General features: G+C 71.8%; 20 protein-coding genes and 1 tRNA gene. 12 read left to right on the forward strand and 9 right to left on the reverse strand.

The genetic code is table 11. The annotated features are described in order from the left end of the window. Positions 1-9 precede the first annotated feature (9 nt). Positions 10-1,197, reverse strand: a complete 1,188-nt coding sequence (locus tag KBX00_RS23785) for a LuxR C-terminal-related transcriptional regulator (protein ID WP_210830285.1) — start codon at positions 1,195-1,197, stop codon at positions 10-12. 62 nt (positions 1,198-1,259) lie between these two features. Between KBX00_RS23785 and KBX00_RS23790 the strand changes: the two genes are divergently transcribed. The 5 genes from KBX00_RS23790 (at position 1,260) to KBX00_RS23810 (ending at position 5,173) form a co-directional block, all read left to right on the forward strand. Next, complete coding sequence (locus tag KBX00_RS23790) at positions 1,260-1,979, forward strand: PP2C family serine/threonine-protein phosphatase (protein WP_210830286.1); 720 nt, start codon at positions 1,260-1,262, stop codon at positions 1,977-1,979. Between the two features lie 82 nt (positions 1,980-2,061). After that, complete coding sequence (locus KBX00_RS23795; protein WP_093403911.1) at positions 2,062-2,400, forward strand: PadR family transcriptional regulator; 339 nt, start codon at positions 2,062-2,064, stop codon at positions 2,398-2,400. Further along, positions 2,397-3,215 carry an ATP-binding cassette domain-containing protein gene (locus KBX00_RS23800; RefSeq protein ID WP_210830287.1) on the forward strand — a complete coding sequence of 273 codons (819 nt, stop codon included), beginning with the start codon at positions 2,397-2,399 and terminating at the stop codon, positions 3,213-3,215. Before KBX00_RS23795 ends, KBX00_RS23800 begins: the two co-directional genes overlap by 4 nt. Continuing rightward, complete coding sequence (locus tag KBX00_RS23805; protein ID WP_210830288.1) at positions 3,212-3,904, forward strand: ABC transporter permease; 693 nt, start codon at positions 3,212-3,214, stop codon at positions 3,902-3,904. The genes KBX00_RS23800 and KBX00_RS23805 overlap by 4 nt, the downstream gene beginning before the upstream one ends. A gap of 54 nt (positions 3,905-3,958) precedes the next feature. After that, positions 3,959-5,173 (forward strand): hypothetical protein, encoded by a 1,215-nt coding sequence (locus tag KBX00_RS23810; protein ID WP_210830289.1) that lies wholly within the window; start codon positions 3,959-3,961, stop codon positions 5,171-5,173. 13 nt (positions 5,174-5,186) lie between these two features. Here the strand turns inward: KBX00_RS23810 and KBX00_RS23815 are convergent, their stop codons facing one another. Together KBX00_RS23815 and KBX00_RS23820 are read right to left on the reverse strand one after the other, a co-directional pair. Beyond that, positions 5,187-6,236, reverse strand: coding sequence for an NAD-dependent epimerase/dehydratase family protein (locus KBX00_RS23815; protein ID WP_210830290.1), 1,050 nt, complete (start codon positions 6,234-6,236; stop codon positions 5,187-5,189). Positions 6,237-6,385: 149 nt separating this feature from the next. Continuing rightward, a complete protein-coding gene (locus KBX00_RS23820; protein WP_210830291.1) occupies positions 6,386-6,871 on the reverse strand; it encodes a DUF1772 domain-containing protein in 486 nt (161 codons plus the stop codon). Between the two features lie 173 nt (positions 6,872-7,044). On the opposite strand from KBX00_RS23820, the gene KBX00_RS23825 reads away from it, so the two are divergent. The 3 genes from KBX00_RS23825 (at position 7,045) to KBX00_RS23835 (ending at position 7,793) form a co-directional block, all read left to right on the forward strand. After that, positions 7,045-7,116, forward strand: a tRNA-Lys gene (locus KBX00_RS23825). Between the two features lie 147 nt (positions 7,117-7,263). Further along, positions 7,264-7,539, forward strand: a complete 276-nt coding sequence (locus KBX00_RS23830) for a type II toxin-antitoxin system Phd/YefM family antitoxin (RefSeq protein WP_210830292.1) — start codon at positions 7,264-7,266, stop codon at positions 7,537-7,539. Continuing rightward, positions 7,536-7,793 carry a Txe/YoeB family addiction module toxin gene (locus KBX00_RS23835; RefSeq protein WP_111242115.1) on the forward strand — a complete coding sequence of 86 codons (258 nt, stop codon included), beginning with the start codon at positions 7,536-7,538 and terminating at the stop codon, positions 7,791-7,793. The genes KBX00_RS23830 and KBX00_RS23835 overlap by 4 nt, the downstream gene beginning before the upstream one ends. A 256-nt stretch (positions 7,794-8,049) precedes the next feature. Here KBX00_RS23835 and KBX00_RS23840 read toward each other — a convergent pair whose 3' ends face one another. Then, complete coding sequence (locus KBX00_RS23840; RefSeq protein WP_307869063.1) at positions 8,050-9,075, reverse strand: sodium:calcium symporter; 1,026 nt, start codon at positions 9,073-9,075, stop codon at positions 8,050-8,052. A gap of 116 nt (positions 9,076-9,191) precedes the next feature. On the opposite strand from KBX00_RS23840, the gene KBX00_RS23845 reads away from it, so the two are divergent. Then, positions 9,192-9,977: a hypothetical protein gene (locus KBX00_RS23845; protein ID WP_210830294.1), complete on the forward strand. Its 786-nt coding sequence runs from the start codon at positions 9,192-9,194 to the stop codon at positions 9,975-9,977. On the opposite strand, the gene KBX00_RS23850 is transcribed toward KBX00_RS23845, so the two are convergent. From KBX00_RS23850 to KBX00_RS23860, 3 genes are read right to left on the reverse strand one after another with little or no spacing between them, the layout of a single operon-like run. After that, entirely contained in the window at positions 9,955-11,040 is a 1,086-nt protein-coding gene (locus KBX00_RS23850; RefSeq protein ID WP_210830295.1) for a DUF2332 domain-containing protein, read from the reverse strand. The genes KBX00_RS23845 and KBX00_RS23850 overlap by 23 nt on opposite strands. After that, complete coding sequence (locus KBX00_RS23855) at positions 11,033-11,509, reverse strand: DUF4345 domain-containing protein (RefSeq protein ID WP_210830296.1); 477 nt, start codon at positions 11,507-11,509, stop codon at positions 11,033-11,035. Before KBX00_RS23855 ends, KBX00_RS23850 begins: the two co-directional genes overlap by 8 nt. After that, a complete protein-coding gene (locus KBX00_RS23860; protein ID WP_210830297.1) occupies positions 11,488-11,652 on the reverse strand; it encodes an NAD-dependent epimerase/dehydratase family protein in 165 nt (54 codons plus the stop codon). The genes KBX00_RS23855 and KBX00_RS23860 overlap by 22 nt, the downstream gene beginning before the upstream one ends. A 143-nt stretch (positions 11,653-11,795) precedes the next feature. On the opposite strand from KBX00_RS23860, the gene KBX00_RS23865 reads away from it, so the two are divergent. After that, entirely contained in the window at positions 11,796-12,779 is a 984-nt protein-coding gene (locus KBX00_RS23865) for an AraC family transcriptional regulator (RefSeq protein WP_210830298.1), read from the forward strand. On the opposite strand, the gene KBX00_RS23870 is transcribed toward KBX00_RS23865, so the two are convergent. Beyond that, positions 12,700-13,419: a TetR/AcrR family transcriptional regulator gene (locus KBX00_RS23870; protein WP_210830299.1), complete on the reverse strand. Its 720-nt coding sequence runs from the start codon at positions 13,417-13,419 to the stop codon at positions 12,700-12,702. The genes KBX00_RS23865 and KBX00_RS23870 overlap by 80 nt on opposite strands. Positions 13,420-13,514: 95 nt before the next feature. Between KBX00_RS23870 and KBX00_RS23875 the strand changes: the two genes are divergently transcribed. After that, positions 13,515-14,231, forward strand: a complete 717-nt coding sequence (locus KBX00_RS23875; RefSeq protein WP_210830300.1) for a DUF4386 domain-containing protein — start codon at positions 13,515-13,517, stop codon at positions 14,229-14,231. A 147-nt stretch (positions 14,232-14,378) separates the two neighbouring features. Further along, positions 14,379-14,864 carry a hypothetical protein gene (locus KBX00_RS23880; protein ID WP_210830301.1) on the forward strand — a complete coding sequence of 162 codons (486 nt, stop codon included), beginning with the start codon at positions 14,379-14,381 and terminating at the stop codon, positions 14,862-14,864. An 11-nt stretch (positions 14,865-14,875) separates the two neighbouring features. Here KBX00_RS23880 and KBX00_RS23885 read toward each other — a convergent pair whose 3' ends face one another. Next, a complete protein-coding gene (locus tag KBX00_RS23885) occupies positions 14,876-17,254 on the reverse strand; it encodes a glycoside hydrolase family 65 protein (protein ID WP_210830302.1) in 2,379 nt (792 codons plus the stop codon). Between the last annotated feature and the right edge of the window lie 27 nt (positions 17,255-17,281).

Raw genomic sequence — 17,281 nt, forward strand, 5'->3', positions numbered from 1 at the left:
ATCATGAAGTTATTGCCGTGGGTAAGCGCTTGCCGGGGCAATAACTTCATGATCGACGCCATCGAGGGTGGCGCCGTGTGGGGCGGGTCGCTGGCGGACTGCCCAGAGGGCCACCTCGGTGCGGGAGGCGGTGCCGGTCTTGCGCAGCAGGTTGGAGACGTGCACGGTGACGGTGCGTACCGAGATGCCGAGGGCGCGGGCCGCCTGTTTGTTGGACATCCCGGCGACCAGGCAGTCGAGCACCTCCACCTCCCGGCCGGTCAGGCAGACCGGCGGCGGGACCGCCGACCCGGGGGCGGACCCAGGCTCCGGCGCGGCACGGCGACGCGCCAACCGGCCGGGACGGGACTCCGGCACGGCAACCCGGGACGCGGGTACGGCCGGACGGGACGGGGACGACGCCGGATCGGACTCGGGCGGCACGGGCGAGCCGGCCGGGGCCAGCAGGGCGTCCGGATCCTGCCCGGCGTACGCGGCGAGCAGTTCGGTGAGCGCGTACGGGTTGCCCTCGGTGCGCCGCCAGACCTCGTGCACGAGTTCGGGGCGTGGGTCCGCGTACACCTGGGTCAGCACCTCGGCGACCTCGGCCGGGCGCAGCGGGCCGAGGTGCTGACGCACGACGCCGCGTACCCCGCAGAGGCGGGCCAGGGTGCGGCCGGCGAGTTCCGGTGAGACCGCACGCGCGGCGGGCCTGGTCGCCACCACCAGCAGGGCCAGCAACCCGTCGGCGGTGGCCAGTTCGCCGACCAGGTTGAGGCTGGCCGGGTCGAGGGCGTGCAGGTCCTCCACCACGAGCACCGCCGGACCGGCACCGACAAGCACCCGGACGGTACGCACCGCCAGCCGGAGCAGGGTGCCGGGGGCGTAGCGCTCGCGCGGCGCGGTGGGTTGCTGGGCGAGCCAGGCCAGCGCATCGGCCGGCAGGTCGAGCCGGGTGGTGTCGCGTCCGCTCAACACCGCGGCCAACCAGTCGTACGGGGCGGGGCTGTGCACCCGGGCGGCGCCGTTGAGCACCACCGCCGGTCGTGGGGTGAAGGCGTCGAGCGCGGCGGCGACCAGCAGGCTCTTGCCCACGCCCGGCCCCCCGGTGACGACCGCTACGGCCGGGGAGCGGCGGCGGCCCAGGACCACGCTGGACCAGGCCCGGTCCAGCTCAGCCAGCTCACCGGCGCGCCCAACCATGGACACCGGCAACATTCCTCAACCCTACGCAGTAGTGCGTAGAGACGCGGGAAGGGTCTTCTTGGCAAGCTTGTCCCATGACGCTGATCCTCCGCTCGGCCATCCTCAACGACATCGGTCTGGTCCGGACCAACAACGAGGACTCCGCCCTTGCCGGCGAGCGCCTCGTCGCGGTGGCCGACGGCATGGGTGGGCTGCCCGCCGGCGAGGTGGCCAGCGAGATCGTCATCCGGATCCTCGACGAGTTGGTCCCGCCGACCGCGCCGGACGATGCCGCCGAGGCGCTGCGTGCCGTGGTGAGCACCGCCAACCAGCGCATCCACGCCGCGATCGCCGCCGACCCCGCCCGCGACGGCATGGGTACGACGCTGACCGCGGCCCTGCTGGCCGGGGAGACGCTGGTGCTGGCGCAGGTCGGCGACTCCCGCTGCTATCTGCTCCGCGACGGCCAACTGCGCCAGCTGACCCGGGACGACACGTTCGTGCAGGCGCTTGTCGACCAGGGTGCGCTCTCCCCCGAGCAGGCCCGCCACCACCCACAACGCTCGCTTGTCACCCGGGCGGTGCAGGGCGCCGACGCGCCACCGACGATGGGCGCGGTGACCCTCGCCGCCGGTGACCGGCTGCTGCTGTGCAGCGACGGGCTCTCCGACTACGTGGCCGACGACGCGATCGCCGCCACGTTGGGGATGCACGCCGACCGCCACCAGTGCGGCGAACAGTTGGTGAAGCTCGCCCACCAGGCCGGCGCGCCCGACAACGTCACCGTGGTGATCTCCGATGTGGTGACCGGCTGAGGTACGCCGACACCGGCCGGTCGGACCTCCGTACCGCACTAGGTAGTTGTGCCATCTAGGTAGCGGCACTAGGGTTCGGCGGGTGGATTCCGACCGTCGGGGGCAGTGGCTGCGTGGAGTGCTCGATCTCTGCGTGCTCGCCCTGCTGCGCGACGGCGAGTCCTACGGCTATCAGCTTGCCCAGTCGCTCGACGCCGCAGGCGTCGGACCGATCCAGGGCGGCACGCTCTACCCGGTGCTGCTGCGGCTGCAACGCACCGGGCTGGTCACCGCGCGGTGGCGGGAGGGCGACTCCGGTCCGGCCCGCAAGTACTACCAACTCACCGACGACGGGCGAGCGGCGCTGCGGCACGGCGGCAACGCCTGGTTGGCGTTCGTGGCCCCGGTGACCGGCATCGTCACGAAGGGGGTCGACGGGTGAACGCCGACGACTGGCTGCGCGCATTCGCGGCCGAGCTGTACCAGCGCCGGGTGGGCGGCGACGCCGCCCGGCACGTGGTCGCCGAGGCGGCCACCCACCTGCGCGAGGGCGGCGGTGATCCGTGGCTGGTCTTCGGCTCGCCGCAGGCGTACGCCGCCGCCATCGTGGAGAGCATCGGCACCGCACCCGGCCCGCGCCCGGGCCCCGTCCGGCTGCACGCCCGGGGCATCACCAAGCGGTACGGCCGGCAGGTGGTGCTCCGCGACGCGTCGCTTACCGTACGGGCCGGGCAGATCGCCGCCGTGGTCGGCGCGAACGGCTGCGGCAAGAGCACGTTCCTGCGGATCTGCGCCGGCCTGGTCTCGCCGGACGCCGGGGAGGTGACCGTCTCGGGCCGGCTGGGCTACTGCCCGCAGCAGGGCGGCACCGCCGACTTCCTACTGCCCGACGAGCACTTCGTCCTGGTGGGTGCCGGTCAGGGCGTGCCACGGGGGCCCGCCCGGCAGGCTGGCCGGGCGGCTGCCCGGCAGCTCGGCTGGGACGCCGGAAACGCCGTGCTCGCCCGGCACCTCTCCGGGGGTACGCGGCAGAAGCTGAACCTCACCATGTCCACCCTGGCGCAGCCGGACGTGCTGTTGCTCGACGAGCCGTACCAGGGCTTCGACCAGGGCAGCTACGTCGACCTCTGGGACCAGCTGACCCGGCTACGCGACGAAGGGCGGGCCATCGTCGTGGTGACCCACCTGCTCAACCAGCTCGACCGGGTCGACGTGGTACTCGACCTGACCCCCGCTCACCAGGGAGGCCGATCGTGAACCGGCTGGTCACCGTGGCCGAGATGACGCTGCGGGAACTGGCGCGCCGCCGGGGCGTACTCCTGCTCCTGCTGTTGATGCCGTTGACCTTCTGGCTGATCCGGCGGGACTCCTACGTCGGGCAGTCCGTGCGCGCGCTGCTGCTCGGCATCAGCTGGGCGGTCAGCACCGCGGCCCTCTTCGCCACCAGCGCGGCCCGCGAACTGGAGCCCCGGCTCCGGCTCACCGGCTACCGGCCGCACCACCTCTACCTCGGTCGGATGCTCGGCCTGTGGGGGCTCGGACTGGCGATCTCGGTGCCGTTCTTCCTGCTCACCGTCGTCGACGCGAACAACCTGCGATACGGCGGGATCGCCGTGGCGATGCTCTGCTGCGTGGCCGTGGCCGCGCCGTTCGGCATGCTGATCGGTGCCCTGCTGCCCCGCGAGCTGGAGGGGACGCTGCTGCTGCTCACCGTGGTGGCGATGCAGATGCTGCTCGATCCGGCCGACGCGGGGGCGAAGCTGACGCCGTTCTGGTCCAGCCGGGAGATCGCCACCTGGGCGGTGGACCACACCGACGACGGTTACCTGACCCGAGGTTCTCTGCACGGGCTGGTGGTCACGGTGCTGCTGATCGTGACGGTGGCCGGCGTCTTCGCCGTGCGGCTGCGTCGGCGAAGGCACCTGCACCACGTGCCGATCGCCTGATCTTCCGGTCCACGCGGGGCCCGGGTTCATTGACACAGGCCCTAGCATCACGGGGTGCGCCTCAGACCCTCCATCGCCGCGCTCGCGTTCGGCGTCGCCGTCGCCACCCTGGCCGCGTGCAGCCCGTCCGTGCCGAGCGCCGACCCGCGCAGCGCCCAGGCCCCGGACAGCGGCACGTCCCCGACGCCGAGCACGGGGCAGGCGCCGGGCGCGCAGGCCACCCCGGCGGCTCAGACCGGGCTGGGCAGCAGCCCGAGTGCCAGTGCCAGCCCGCCCCCGTCCCGTGCGTCCCGGGCTGCCCCCAACAGCGGCAACCCGAGCGGACGGGTGACCGTGCCGGCGGCCGGGCGGGCGGTCGACACGTCGAAGCCGACCCGTACCGTCGGCAACGGCACCGCCGACAGCTGCACCTCCGCCGCCGTCATCCGGGCGGTCGCGGCCGGCGGCATCATCACCTTCGACTGCGGTCCCGAGCCGGTGACCATCCGGATGACCGCCACCGCCAAGGTGCGCAACGCCAACGGCCCGCAGGTGGTGCTCGACGGTGGCGGCAAGGTGACGCTCAGCGGGCAGGGCAAGCGGCGCATCCTCTACATGAACACCTGCGACGCGTTGCAGGGCTGGACCACCTCGCACTGCGACGACCAGGATCACCCGCGACTGACCGTGCAGAACCTCACCTTCGCCGACGGCGACGCCACCGGCCAGCGCACCGACGGTGGGGGCGGTGGGGCGATCTTCGTCCGGGGTGGCCGGTTCAAGGTGGTCAACTCACGCTTCGTCGACAACCGCTGCGACCGGACCGGCCCCGACCTGGGCGGCGCCGCGATCCGGGTGCTCGACCAGCACGACGACCAGCCGGTGTACGTGGTCAACAGCACCTTCACCGGCGGCTCCTGCGCCAACGGCGGCGCGTTGAGCAGCATCGGGGTGTCCTGGGTGCTCCTCAACAGTGTGCTGCGGGACAACGAGGCGGTCGGCGAGGGCGCCAACCCGGCCCGCTCCGGCACGCCTGGCGGCGGCAGCGGCGGGGCGATCTACTGCGACGGCAACAAGTTCTCCGTACGCCTCGCCGGCACGGTCGTCGAGGACAACGACGCCCGGGAGGGCGGCGGGGCGATCTTCTTCGTCAGCAACGACCGCACCGGCACCCTGCGCATCGAGAACTCGACCCTGCGCCGCAACCCCAGCCACGGCTTCGAGAACCATCCCGGCATCTTCTACCTGGGCTCCGGCAAGCCCACCTTCACCGCCTCCACCATCCGCTGACCTGCCGGCGGGGTCAGTAGGGGTTGCCCTGGCCTGCCGGGAGGGTGGGCGAGATGGACAGGGGTGGGCTGGCGGTTCCGGCGCGCTCGGCCAGGCCGGCGAAGAGTTCCCGCAGGGCGGTGACCGAGTCGACGCTCGGGTGCCAGCCGAGCTCGGTCTCGGCCCGCTCACTGGACATCAGCGGGGCGTTGAGCGCCAGCTCGATCCAGCCGGCGTCGACCGGTTGCAGCCGGGCCCACCAGGTGAGCGTCGCGGCGGCCCGCAGCACCGGCGCGGCCACCGGCACCGTCCAGCCGTGGAAGTGCCGGGCCACCAGCTCGGGAGTCAGCACCGGGTCCGACGCGACGTTGAACGCACCTCGCGCGTCACCCATGATCGCCCGGGCGTACGCGTCCGCCACGTCGTCCGCGTGCACCACCTGCATCCGCAGCCGCCGATTGGTCGGCACCAGCGGCAGCCGGCCGAACCGCAGCAGCCGAACCGGTGCCAGCGGACCGAGGAAGTAGCGGCTGATCTCGGTACCGGCCTCCCGCTGGAAGATCAACCCAGGACGCAGCCGGACGATACGGAGCGCCGGATGGCTCCGCTCGATCCCGTCGAGCATCTCCTCCACCGCCGCCTTGTCCCGGCTGTACGACGACCCCGACACCCCGGTGGCCGGCCAGCGCTCGCTGACCGGGGCGTCCTTCGGCCCGGGTGCGTAGGTGCCGACCGACGAGGCGTACACCAGCGCCGGCACCTGCGCACGCAGCACCGCGTCGACCACCGCCCGGCTGCCACCGACGTTGGTCCGGTGCAACACGCGCTGGTCGTGGCTGGGCTGGATCTGCCAGGCCAGGTGCACCACCACGTCGGCACCGGCGAAGACACCGGCCAACTCGTCCGCCGCGCCGGCCAGGCCGATGTCGCAGGAGTGCCACCGCACCCCGTCGTACGGCTCACCCGCACCCGGAGGCGGCAACCGCCGCGCCACCCCGACGATCTCCACGTCGCGCTCGCGCCGCAACCGGCGCAGCACCGCCGAACCGACGTTCCCGCTCGCTCCCACGACCACGATCCGCATGCCCGGTTCCGTACCCGGTCAGCCGCTCTCCAAGCACAGCGGCCAGGTTGTCGTCTCCCGCGCGCCAGCCGGCATCGAGCCGCAGCGGTGGTCGCGGCCGGACCCGAACGCGGCCCACCGGTCCCGGGCTAACCACCGGCACCGGTCGCTCATCGGGCGAGCAGTGCGCCGATCAGGCAGGCGAAGGCGGTGACCGAGCTGACCGTGCGGACCAGGTTCCAGCGCACCCAGGGCGACTCGAACCACTGCCGCACCCCCGCCAGATCGCTGATCCCGTCGACCGGCCCGGCGGCTTCCAACCGGTTGTTCAGCGGCACGTTGCACCGGCCCGTGACAGCGAGCGTGACCAGATGACCGACCAGCGCGGCGACGAGCCAGCCGAGCACCGCACCGCCGGTGCCGAGATACCCGACGACGGCCACCGCCACGAGCAACGGCCCACCGAGAAACGCCGACAGGAACCAGCCGTTGATGATCTTCCGATTGATCGACTGCATGGTGCCGACCAGGGTCCGACCGTCGGTCGCGGCCAGACCCGGCATCACCGAGCAGGCGTACGCGAAAAACAACCCCGCCACCAGCCCGGTGGTGAGCGTCGCCCCGGCCAGGACGGCGAGGCGGATCGGCTCCGGCATTGCGGCACCTCCAGGACGCGGGACAGCCCGGCCGACGACGAGGTCCGGGCATCGGCCCAGCCGATCCTGCCAGCCGCCGTCCACCCCGATCCGGGGGAGCCGCCACCATCCATCGACGGCGGGCCGGAAGCCGCGAGCCCGCGCCCGTCGGTGTCCGGTAACCTGAGCGACGCGGGCCGCTAGCTCAATGGCAGAGCTGTGGACTTTTAATCCATAGGTTCAGGGTTCGAGTCCCTGGCGGCCCACTCTTACGCAGGTCAGCCGCCCTTCGCCGGGCCGTTCTGGCCGCGATCTTGGCTCGTAGCGGCACCCGTGGATCCACCGCCAGCTGAACCAGGAGCGAGACCCGCGCCGCCCGAGGTACAATTTTCTGTACTTGCCCGGAGGTGGTCATGCGGACTGTGAACTTCACCCAACTACGGCAGAACTTGGCCGCCGAACTCGACAGCGTCATCAACGACGCGGAGGAAGTGGTGGTGACCCGGTCGGGCCACGAACCGGTGGTCATCGTGCCGCTTGCGGAGTACGAGTCCATGAAGGAAACCGAGTACCTCCTTCGCAACCCGGCCAACGCCGCAGCCCTGCGCCGCTCGATCGCGGAGCTCGATGAGGGCGACACGGCCGAGCGGGACCTGGTCGACCCGGCCACCGTGCGGGACGTCGCGTGAGGCTGGTCTTCACCGCGACAGCATGGAGCCAGTACCTCAGCCACACCGACCGCAAGCTGGTCAAGCGCATCAACGACCTGATCGCGGACGTGATGCGCAACGGGTACGAAGGCATCGGCAAGCCGGAACCCCTTCGGGGAGAGCTGTCCGGCTTCTGGTCCCGCCGAATCGATCGCGAACACCGGCTCGTCTACCGGATCACCAAGGACGACGTCGAGATCATCGCCTGCCGTTACCACTACGGCGACCGGTAGCGGACCGGCCGGAAGCGGGAGCGTCGGCGGTCCCGGTCGAGTCCGGCATCGCCTCCGGCGGGCGCTCGGGCGCTCCGGTGGCTAGGTGGACAACGGGGGGGCAGTGCGTGTAACCGGCGGCGACTACTGTGCCCGCAATGGGAGCATCCTGCTTGGCCGCGTGCGTCAGTGGCCTTGGCTGCTCGGGCCCCGGGTCGCCGGACGCCGTCCGAGTTCGTGCCCTAGGAGAAGTCACCTACTCAGGTGGGCCCGGCCATCAGCCGGGCCGCAGGAGCAGCAGAGCCACGGTGGCCAGGTAGATGATCGGGATGGCGGCCCCCTCGAAGCCGATGCCCCGGCGCTCCCTGATCAGCAGGCCGGCGGTCAACGTGGCCGTCATCAGGGTGGTCATGCCGGTGAACAGCAGCCCCGACAGGTTCGCCTCGGAGTAGATCGACCCGGGCCGGTACGAGGCGTCGGCGAGGAAGATCATCAGAGAGTCGAAGGCGTTGCCACCGAGGATGTTGCCGATGCCGAGGGTCAACGCGCCGATGCGGACCGCCGCGATGAGGGTGATCAGCTCCGGCAGCGAGGTGATCGCCGTGGTGATGGTGAAGCCCACGAAACCGCTGGGCAGGCCGGAGGCGGCGACCAAGCCGAGCCCGCCCTGACCGATCAGGTAGCCGGTGGCGGCCACGACAGCCGCCAGCGCGGCCAGTCGCAACCACAGCCGACGCAGGCTCATTCCGGATGTCTCGGCCGCCGGCTCGTCCTGACGGGTGTCGGTGGTGCGGCGGGCGAACCACATCGGTTCCCGGCGGAGCCGGCGCAGCAGCACCAGGCCGTACAGGTAGATGACGGGGATCAGCAGGCTCGCCGGGTGCACCCAGAGCACGGTCAGCTCAGGCGTGGCGTACGCCACCACGGGCAGGCAGAGCAGCGCCACCAGCACGACCGCCTGCAGGACGTTCTCCAGGGAGGCCGCCGCGTGTTCGATGTTCGAGCGGCGGTAGAGCAGGTCGGCGATGGCCAGCCAGACCGTCTGCACCGCGATGCCACCGATCGGGTTGGCGAGGGCGAACTCGGCGTCCTGCCGAACCGACCCGATGACCGTGGTGGCGATGCCGGGCAGCGAGGTCACCGCGCCGAGCAGCAGGGCGCCGGCCACCGCCTCGCCCATCCCGGTTCGGTCGGCCAGTTCGTCGGCCGTCCGGACCAACGCCCGGCCGGCGGACAGGATCGCCGCGAGGGCGGCGACCAGCGCGACCACGCTGGGCAGCAGCGGCCAGGTACCGGTGATCACGAGGGGTCGCCTGAGTGTCGTCCATGAGCCATGCACTCCCCCGTACCCATCTGGCGGGATTTTTCGCAGCGGCGGGCCCGGCGCCGGGGTGCGGAGGTCTGTCAGACTCGCTCGGCGTGAGGCATCAGCAGATCGTGGACAAGCTCGCCGCGCCGGTCCTCGTCCGCGCGCTGAACGAGGATCTGGCCCGGTGGGTGGGCTGGCAGCTGGCGGCCGTACCGGACGATCACCGCGAGCTGGCGCGACGGGTCGTTCCACCGATCCTCACCCGCTGGCGGTGCCTGCTCGACGCCGACGACACCGCTGCGGAGACCCGGCACCGTGGCTGGGTGGCGATGGCCGTGCTGCTGCACCGGTACGGCCTCGCCGATGCGGCTGTCACGGCCCACGCGTCGGCTGCCATCGACTCACTCAACCGCGATGTCGTGCTCTCCGACGCCTTCGCCCGGCAGTCTCCGGCCATCAAGGAGCTGCTGGCCACGCCGCCGCCACCGCTGAAGCGGCGGCCACGCCGGCCCGGAACCCTGACGCTCCTTCGCCCCGGAGACGTGGTGTCCATCCAGGTGGAGGCCGGCTTCCACGCGGCGTTCGTACGCGAGGTCGCGGGCGGCAACGAGTACCCGATCATCGAGTTCTACGCTTGCCGTTTCGACCGGCCACCGACGTTGGACGAGTTGTCCGGCCGGGCCGCCGCCCGCGACCGTGGCCAGGCCCGGTTCGGGGTGGTCGGGCTCACCTACCTGCCCGACCCCGCCAATCAGGTCCTGGCCCTTGCCTCCGGGCATCAGCAGCCACCGCTGGGCGCCGATCCCCGGCCGGGCGAGGGCCGGTACACGATCACCGACATCATCCGACTGCAACAGGTCATCACCCGGCTGTTCAACGGGCACGACCCGACGTAGCCCGGCGTGAAGGAACCAGATCGTTCATCGCGGGTAGGGGTTCCAGCCAGGCCAGGTGGCCGTCGGCGACGGCGATGGTCCGGCTTCCCGTCGCGTCGGTGGCGGTGAGCCCGATGCCCGGCCGGCCCGACGGTGCGACGAGGTGGTCATCCTCCAGTGCGAGGTGCAGCAGTGGTCCGTCCGCTCCGAAGGCCGTCACGGCGGCGTCGAACGCCGGACGATCCTCGGCGGGCACGTGGATCCGCGTCGCGGTGTGCACGACGAGGCGTGGCAGCCCCGGCGGAAGCGTTGCCGCGACCGTGGGACCGATCTCGGTGGCGTTGCCGGCCACCACGCGTGGCGGGTCGGCCGCCATGACGGCCATCGCCGCCTGCAACTGCGCCGCCTGATGCGAGTTCTCCGGCCACACGAGTGCGCGCAGCCACGCCCGGTCGTCGGTGTCGGTGAGGTCCGGCGGAGCCAGGTCGATGCCGACCACGTCGGCGATCTCCGGTAGCTGATCCAGGTCGGGTAGCAGGTCGGCGTCCGGCACCTCCACTCCGATGTGGACCGGTGAGTTGTGGTCGCCGACCGGCCTACCACCCACCGTGTAGGCGTATCGGTCGGCGCGGAGGTTCAGCCCGGCGCTACAGCCCACCTCGACGACGCACACCGGTGCCGCGGTGGTGCGACGCAGCAGCGCCAGTCCCAGCCGTAGCACCAGCGCGCGCTGCACATGGTTGGTCTGCACCAGGCGCGTGCCGAGCAGCGATGCGATCCGGTCGGAGTACGCCGCGCAGAAGCGGGCGAAGGCCGGGCCGGTGCCTCCGTCGACCGGACGAGCGGCGGCGCCGGCCACCGACGGGTAGTACTCGGCCAGCGGACCGGGCGTCCCGGCCAGCAGTAGGTAGTGGACCGCGCCGAAGAGCGCGAACGTGGGCTGCTGGCCGGGGCGGGTACGGGCCGCCAGTTCGAGCAGCGACCTGTCCTCCGCGACGACCGCGAGCAGCCGGCCGTACAGCGGGGAGTTGCCGAAGCCACGGGCCGTGCGAAAGGTCTCCGCCACCGTCGAGATGTCACGCACCGTCTGACAGTAGTGGTGACCGGGGCTGTCGGTCGTACCGCAGGACGAGCCGGCCGCAGACGGCGCCGAGGATCAACTCGACCACCGTGGCGGCAACGAGGCCGGCGGCCGGTGGCCCGTCGAGCGCCATGCCGAGCAGCCGGGACAGGCCGTAGGCCAGATAGACCACGGCACCGACCAGGGCGGCGGTGTAGGTCAGCCGGCGGACGTACCCGCCGAGCATGACGAGTACGCCGGTGGCCAGCAGCGAACCTCCGGCGGAGCGGGCCTCGCTGAGCAGGCTGCTGTTGCCCGCGTACTCGATGCCGTTCCCGGCGTGGAACGTCGCCGGCACGGTCAGCAACGCTCCACCGACCACGATCGCGACCAGTCCGGCGACGGTCAGCCCGATCCTTCCGGCTGTGGGTAGTAGTGCGGACGGTGACTCGACGGGTGACTGCCGGCCGCTCACCGCTGCGCGGCCGACCACGTCTGCGGCCTCGCCCAGTCGAAGGGCTGTTCGCCACGGCGGGAAGCCTGCCGCACCGGATGTCCGAGGCGGTTGAGGCGATCGGCGACGCGTCGGCCGGTCTTGCCGGTCGCGCCGGTGACGAGTACTGACGGTCGGGACATGGGTGGCTCCGTTTCGGAGAGGATTCTTGCTGCCAACCCAGCCTGGTGCGGATTCGGTGGTGGAACAATGATCGTGCTGCCGGATTTTTTTGCCTAGCATCCAGCGACTTGGACGATCAGCAAATCTGCGAGAGCCTTGAGCGATGTGGACGACGCCCGCCCGCGAGGTCGCGGCAGCCCGTGACCCGCTCGGCGAGACACTGCATCTCCTCCGGCTCACCGGCACGCTGTACTGCCGCGCCGAGCTGACCGCACCGTGGGGGGTGGCGGTGCCGGCCCTGCCCGGCTGCATGACGTTGCAGGTGGTCACGGCCGGGCGGTGCTGGCTCGAGGCGGACGGCGTCGAACCGCGCCTGGTCGGGCCGGGCAGCCTGACGCTGATCCCGCACGGCATTCCGCACCGCTTCCGCAGTGATCCGCAGGCGTCGACCGAGGCACTCTTCTCGATTCCGGTGCAGCGGCTCAGCGAGCGCTACGAGATCATGCGGTACGGCGGTGGCGGTGAGCTGACCCAGGTCACGTACGCGGTGTTGCGGCTGGACCACGTCGCGGCCCAGCGGATGGTCGCCCAACTGCCGACCGTGCTGCACCTGGACCGCTTCGACGACGAGACGGGGTGGCTGCACAGCACGCTCCGGTTCGTGGCCAGGGAGGCGCAGGCGTTGCGCCCGGGCGGCGAGACGATGCTCACCCGGCTGGCGGACGTCCTGGTCATCCAGACGATCCGCGCCTGGTTGGACGCCGCGCCGGAGGCGCGCCAGGGCTGGCTGGCGGCGCTGCGCGACCCGCAGATCGGGCAGGCACTCACCGCGCTGCACCGCACGCCCGAGCGGGACTGGAGCGTGACCGAGCTGGCCCGGGAGGCGGGGATGTCCCGCTCGGCGTTCGCCGCACGCTTCACCGCACTGGTCGGCGAACCCGTCATGCGGTACGTGGCCGCGTGGCGACTGCAACTCGCCCACGATCACCTCGGTCGCACCGACGAGCCGCTGCCGGTGGTGGCGCGGCGGTTCGGCTACCAGTCGGAGGCGGCATTCTGTCGTGCCTTCAAGCGGGCGTACGGGGTACCGCCGGGCCGGCTGCGTCGCGAGCCTGTTCCAGACCGTCGAAGAGCAGGTCGAGGGTGAACTCGAACTCGGTCTGGCTGTCACACCAGCCGAGGGTGGGGTCGGTGGCCTCGTGCAGCTCGGCGGCCACCATCGCCGCCAGGTGGGGTAGCCGCGCGGACAGCTCGGCCAGTTCCGCCTCCGCCGCTTCGGCGTCGACCTCCTCGCCCGCGCCGGGCTGGAAGACCTCCTGGGCAAACCCGAGCGCCAGGCTGCCGAACGCGTGCAGCGCCCGGTGGGCGATCCGGTACGAGAAGCCGCCGTCGATCAGGGTGGCGAGGATGCCCTCGTAGTAGCCGTACACCCCGGCGGGAATAGTCGAGCGGGAGGTGAGCAGGGCGGGCGCCCACGGGTGCCGCAGCATCACCGCACGGGCGGCGAGGAAACGCAGCCGTAGTCGGGTACGCCAGTCTCCGCCGGCCGCCGCCGTCTCGGCCTGCGTCGCGGCGGTGGTGATCTCGGCGACGACGGCGTCGACGAGGCCGTCGAGCAGCCCTTCCTTGCCGGGCAGGTGGTGGTATAGCGACATCGCCTCGACGCCGAGGTCGGCGGCGAGCCGGCGCATCGTCAGCGCCGCCATCCCGTCCACGTCCACAAGCGCGATCGCGGCGGCAAGTGCCCGGTCACGGCTCAGCGGCTCCCGGCGTTTCCTCACTCCCATGCGGCTCCCATCTGCCCTTGACCTTACAACGTATGGTTGCCTTACGACGTAAGGCTGATCCGGGTCACCGGAGCTGCCGCAACCGAAGGAGCACCATGCATCCACTGATCCGCACCGCCCGGACGACCGGGCTTTTCTACCTCGGGCTCGGCATCGCCGGCGCACTGGGCTTCCTCACCATCCGACCGATGATCTTCGAGGCCGGTGACGCCGGCGCGACTCTCGCCAACCTGGTCGCCAACGAGTCGTTGGCGCGCCTCGGCGTGGCGTTCGAACTGCTCGTCGTGCTCACCCAGACGCTCGCCGCCGTCTGGTTCTACCGGCTGTTCCGTTCCGTCGACAGCATCGCCGCCGGCAGCATCGCCGCCTTCGGCATCGTCAACGCCGTCGCCATCCTCGGCAGCGCCGCCATGCTCGGGACCGCGCTCGGGGTGGCCACCGGCGAGGCCGGCGGAGCCGCCGACACCGTCCAGTTGCTGTACCTCGTCAGCGAGAACCTGTGGGCGGTGGGCGGACTCTTCTTCGGCCTCTGGCTGATGCCGATGGGCTGGTGCGTGCTGCGTTCGGGTTGGCTGCCCCGGGCCCTCGGCTGGATCCTCGTCGCCGGTGGTGTCGGGTACGTACTGATGACCTTCGTCAGATACCTCGCCCCCGGCGCCGGGATCGCCACCGATCTGCTGGTGGTCCCCGCCACTGTGGGCGAACTCTGGATCCTCGGCTACCTGGTGATCTTCGGCGTCCGGAAGCGGGCGCTCACCGAGACACCGCGAACGACGCCGACCACGCCGTTCACTGCCGCGTCGACCGCCTGACCGCCCCGGTCGGCCCGGGTTCGGGTGGTGCTCGCATCCGGGTACGCCCGAACCGGGCCGGTCGGCCCGCCGTGTCGTTGATCCGGTTGTGCCTGCCACCCGCCGGTGACCACGGTGGGGGCGCCGAGAAGTCCGGGAGGGACGCCGATGACAAGCGAACGCGAGACCGTCGAGGTCGACCCCGCCCTGTTCCAAGCCGTCTACGACTCGCCCGCCGCACTGCCCGGCCGGCACCGCTGGACCACCCCGGAGGCCGACGTACGACGGATCGAGAAGCTGCTCAACATGCCGCCCCGGACCATCGGCGCGCCGCTGTGGGTCAGCGGTGACCAGCCGGACTGCCCGAAGTGCGGTCGCCGGATCACCTGGTACGACATCGTCGCCTCGGCCCTGAAGGGGGTGCACGACCCGATGATGATCGCCACGGTGATCCTCGGCGACCGGCGTTACGTGAACACCGGTCTGCCCGCCGCCATCCCCGGCGTACGCTGCGCCGACTGTCGGTCACCGATCGAGGGACTGCGCAGCTTCAAGTGCCACAACTGGGCGTACGCCTTCGAGGACCTGGCGGCCGTGCGACAGCGGATGTCCGGCGGTCCGGGCCTCGGCGACCAGGGTGAGCCGGTCCACTGACACCAACCGGGTCAGCGGCGGGCGGGGCGGCGGCCGGGTGGGGAGGGCGGCTCGGGACCGGGGTCGGGCAGCGGCGGCATGGGGCGGGTGGTCGGGCGGCCGGCCGTCACCCGTAGGCGCTCACCGTGGTGCCACAGCTCGATCGCGGCGTCGACGTCGGCGTTCGGCAGTTCGTACCGGGCCTCGTCGGCGGTGAGCGTCACGTGTAGCCGGTGACCGTGCCAGAGCAGGCTGAACGCGAGGCGGTCGATCCGGTCGGGCAGCCGCGGGTCGAACGACAACAGCTCCCGATCGTCGCGCAGGCCGCCGAAGCCCTGCACCAGTGCCAGCCAGGCCCCGCCCAGCGAGGCCAGGTGCAGCCCGTCGCCCGTCTTGTCGCCGAGATCCTCCAGATCCTGGAGCACCGACTCGGCGAACAGGTCGTACGCCAGGTCGAGGTGGCCCAGTTCGGCGGCGAGCACCCCCTGCGGTGCGGCGGACAGCGACGAGTCCCGGACCGTCCGCGCCTCGTAGTAGGCGAAGTTGGCGGCCTTCTCCTCCGCGGTGAACTCGCCCGGGCAGCGCAGCATCGCCAGCACCAGGTCGGCCTGCTTGACCACCTGGTGCCGGTACAGCTCCAGGTAGGGGAAGTGCAGCAGCAGCGGATAGTCGTCGTCGCCGGTGTCGGCGAAGTTCCACTCCGGCCGGTCGGTGAACCCGGCCGCCTGCTGGTGCACCCCCCGCTTGGCGTCGTACGGCATGGTCATCGCCTCGGCGGCGGCCCGCCACCCGGCCACCTCGGCGGGGTCCACGCCCAGCCGGCCGGCCGCCTCCGGGTACCGCTCGACGGCGTCGGCGGCGCCGCGCAGGTTCCGCCGCGCCATCAGGTTGGTGAACAGGTTGTCGTCGACGAGCGCGGCGTACTCGTCCGGGCCGGTGACCCCGGCGATGTGGAAGCTGCCGTCGTCGGTGAAGTGCCCGAAGCCGTGCCACAACCGGGCGGTGGCCACCAGCAGGTCCAGCCCGGGACCGGTGCGGAAGTCCTCGTCGTCGGTGGCACCGACGTAGCGCAGGACCGCGTCGGCGATGTCGGCGTTGACGTGCAGCGCGGCGGTGCCGGCCGGCCAGTAGCCGGAGCACTCCCGGCCGCTGATGGTCCGCCAGGGGAAGGTGGCTCCGGTCAGCCGCAGCTCCGCCGCCCGGTCGTACGCCTGCGGCAGGTGCGCGTGTCGCCAACGCAGCGCCGACCGGGCCATGTCGGGCGCGACGTAGGTCAGCACCGGCAGCACGTAGCCCTCGGTGTCCCAGAGCACGTGCCCGTCGTAGCCGTTGCCGGTCAGCCCCTTGGCGGGAATGGTCCGGTCGCCGTCCGAACGCCCCGCCTGGATCAGGTGGAACATGGCGAACCGGATCGCCAGCTGCAACTCCTCGTCGCCGTCGAGCAGCACGTCCGCGGTGCGCCAGGCCTCGTCGAGGGCGGCCCGCTGCTCGGTACGCAGGCCGGCGAAGCCATCCGTACGCGCGACCTCCGCCTCGGCCGTCACCCGGGCGGCAAGTCCTTCGACGGTGAAGTCCTCCACGGGTGCCCACTCGAACGCCGCGAACTTGGTCAGCCGGACCCGCTCCCCGGCGCGCAGTGGACCGGTGAGGGTCAGCCGGATCCGGTCCGGGGTGGCGTCGGCGTCGGTGGTGAGGTGTGCCGGCGCCGCTGCTCGGTGGGCGACCGCGACGGCGACCCGCTGCCCGCTGCGCTCGGTACGGTGCACCAGCAGCGCGTCGGCAGCGTCGACCCGGTGCAGCTCGGCGGTCAGCGGGTCCTTGATCAGCGAGGCGGCCCGAGGATCGTCGGCCCGCTCCGGGACATGCTCGTTGGCCAGCAGGTCCGCGCAGATCCGCACGTCGACCGGCCCGTCCAGGGGTTCCGCCGTCCAGTCGACGGCGGCGACCCGGCGGCGGGCCAGCGACACCAGCCGGGTGCTGCGTACCCGCACCCCGTCGCCGGCCGGCGAGATCCACTCGGTGAGCCGTTCGATCACCCCGGCCCGCAGGTCGAGCACCTGCTCGTGGGCGAGTACCGTGCCGGTGCGCAGGTCCAGCGGCTCGTCACCGACCCAGAGGCGTACCAGTGTGGCGTTCGGTGGGCTGATCACGGTGTCACTGAGCTGCGGGAAGGCGTAGCCGTCCTCGGGGTAGGTGAGTTCCCGGCGTTCGTGCAGCCCGTTGAGGTAGCTGCCCGGCATGTCGACCGGTGTGCCCTCGTCGAGGGTGCCGCGCCAGCCCAGCCAACCGTTGCTCAACGCGAAGACCGACTCGGTCTCGCCGAGCCGGTCCAGGTCGTCCCGGGTTCGTCTGATCCGCCACCGCTCGTCGGGCTGCGGCTCGTCCGGTTGCTGGTCAGGGGTGGGGTGCACAGTGCCTCCAGGACTCTCCGACGGTCC

This window comes from Micromonospora sp. C95 (genome assembly GCF_018070465.1).
GTDB lineage: Bacteria > Actinomycetota > Actinomycetes > Mycobacteriales > Micromonosporaceae > Micromonospora.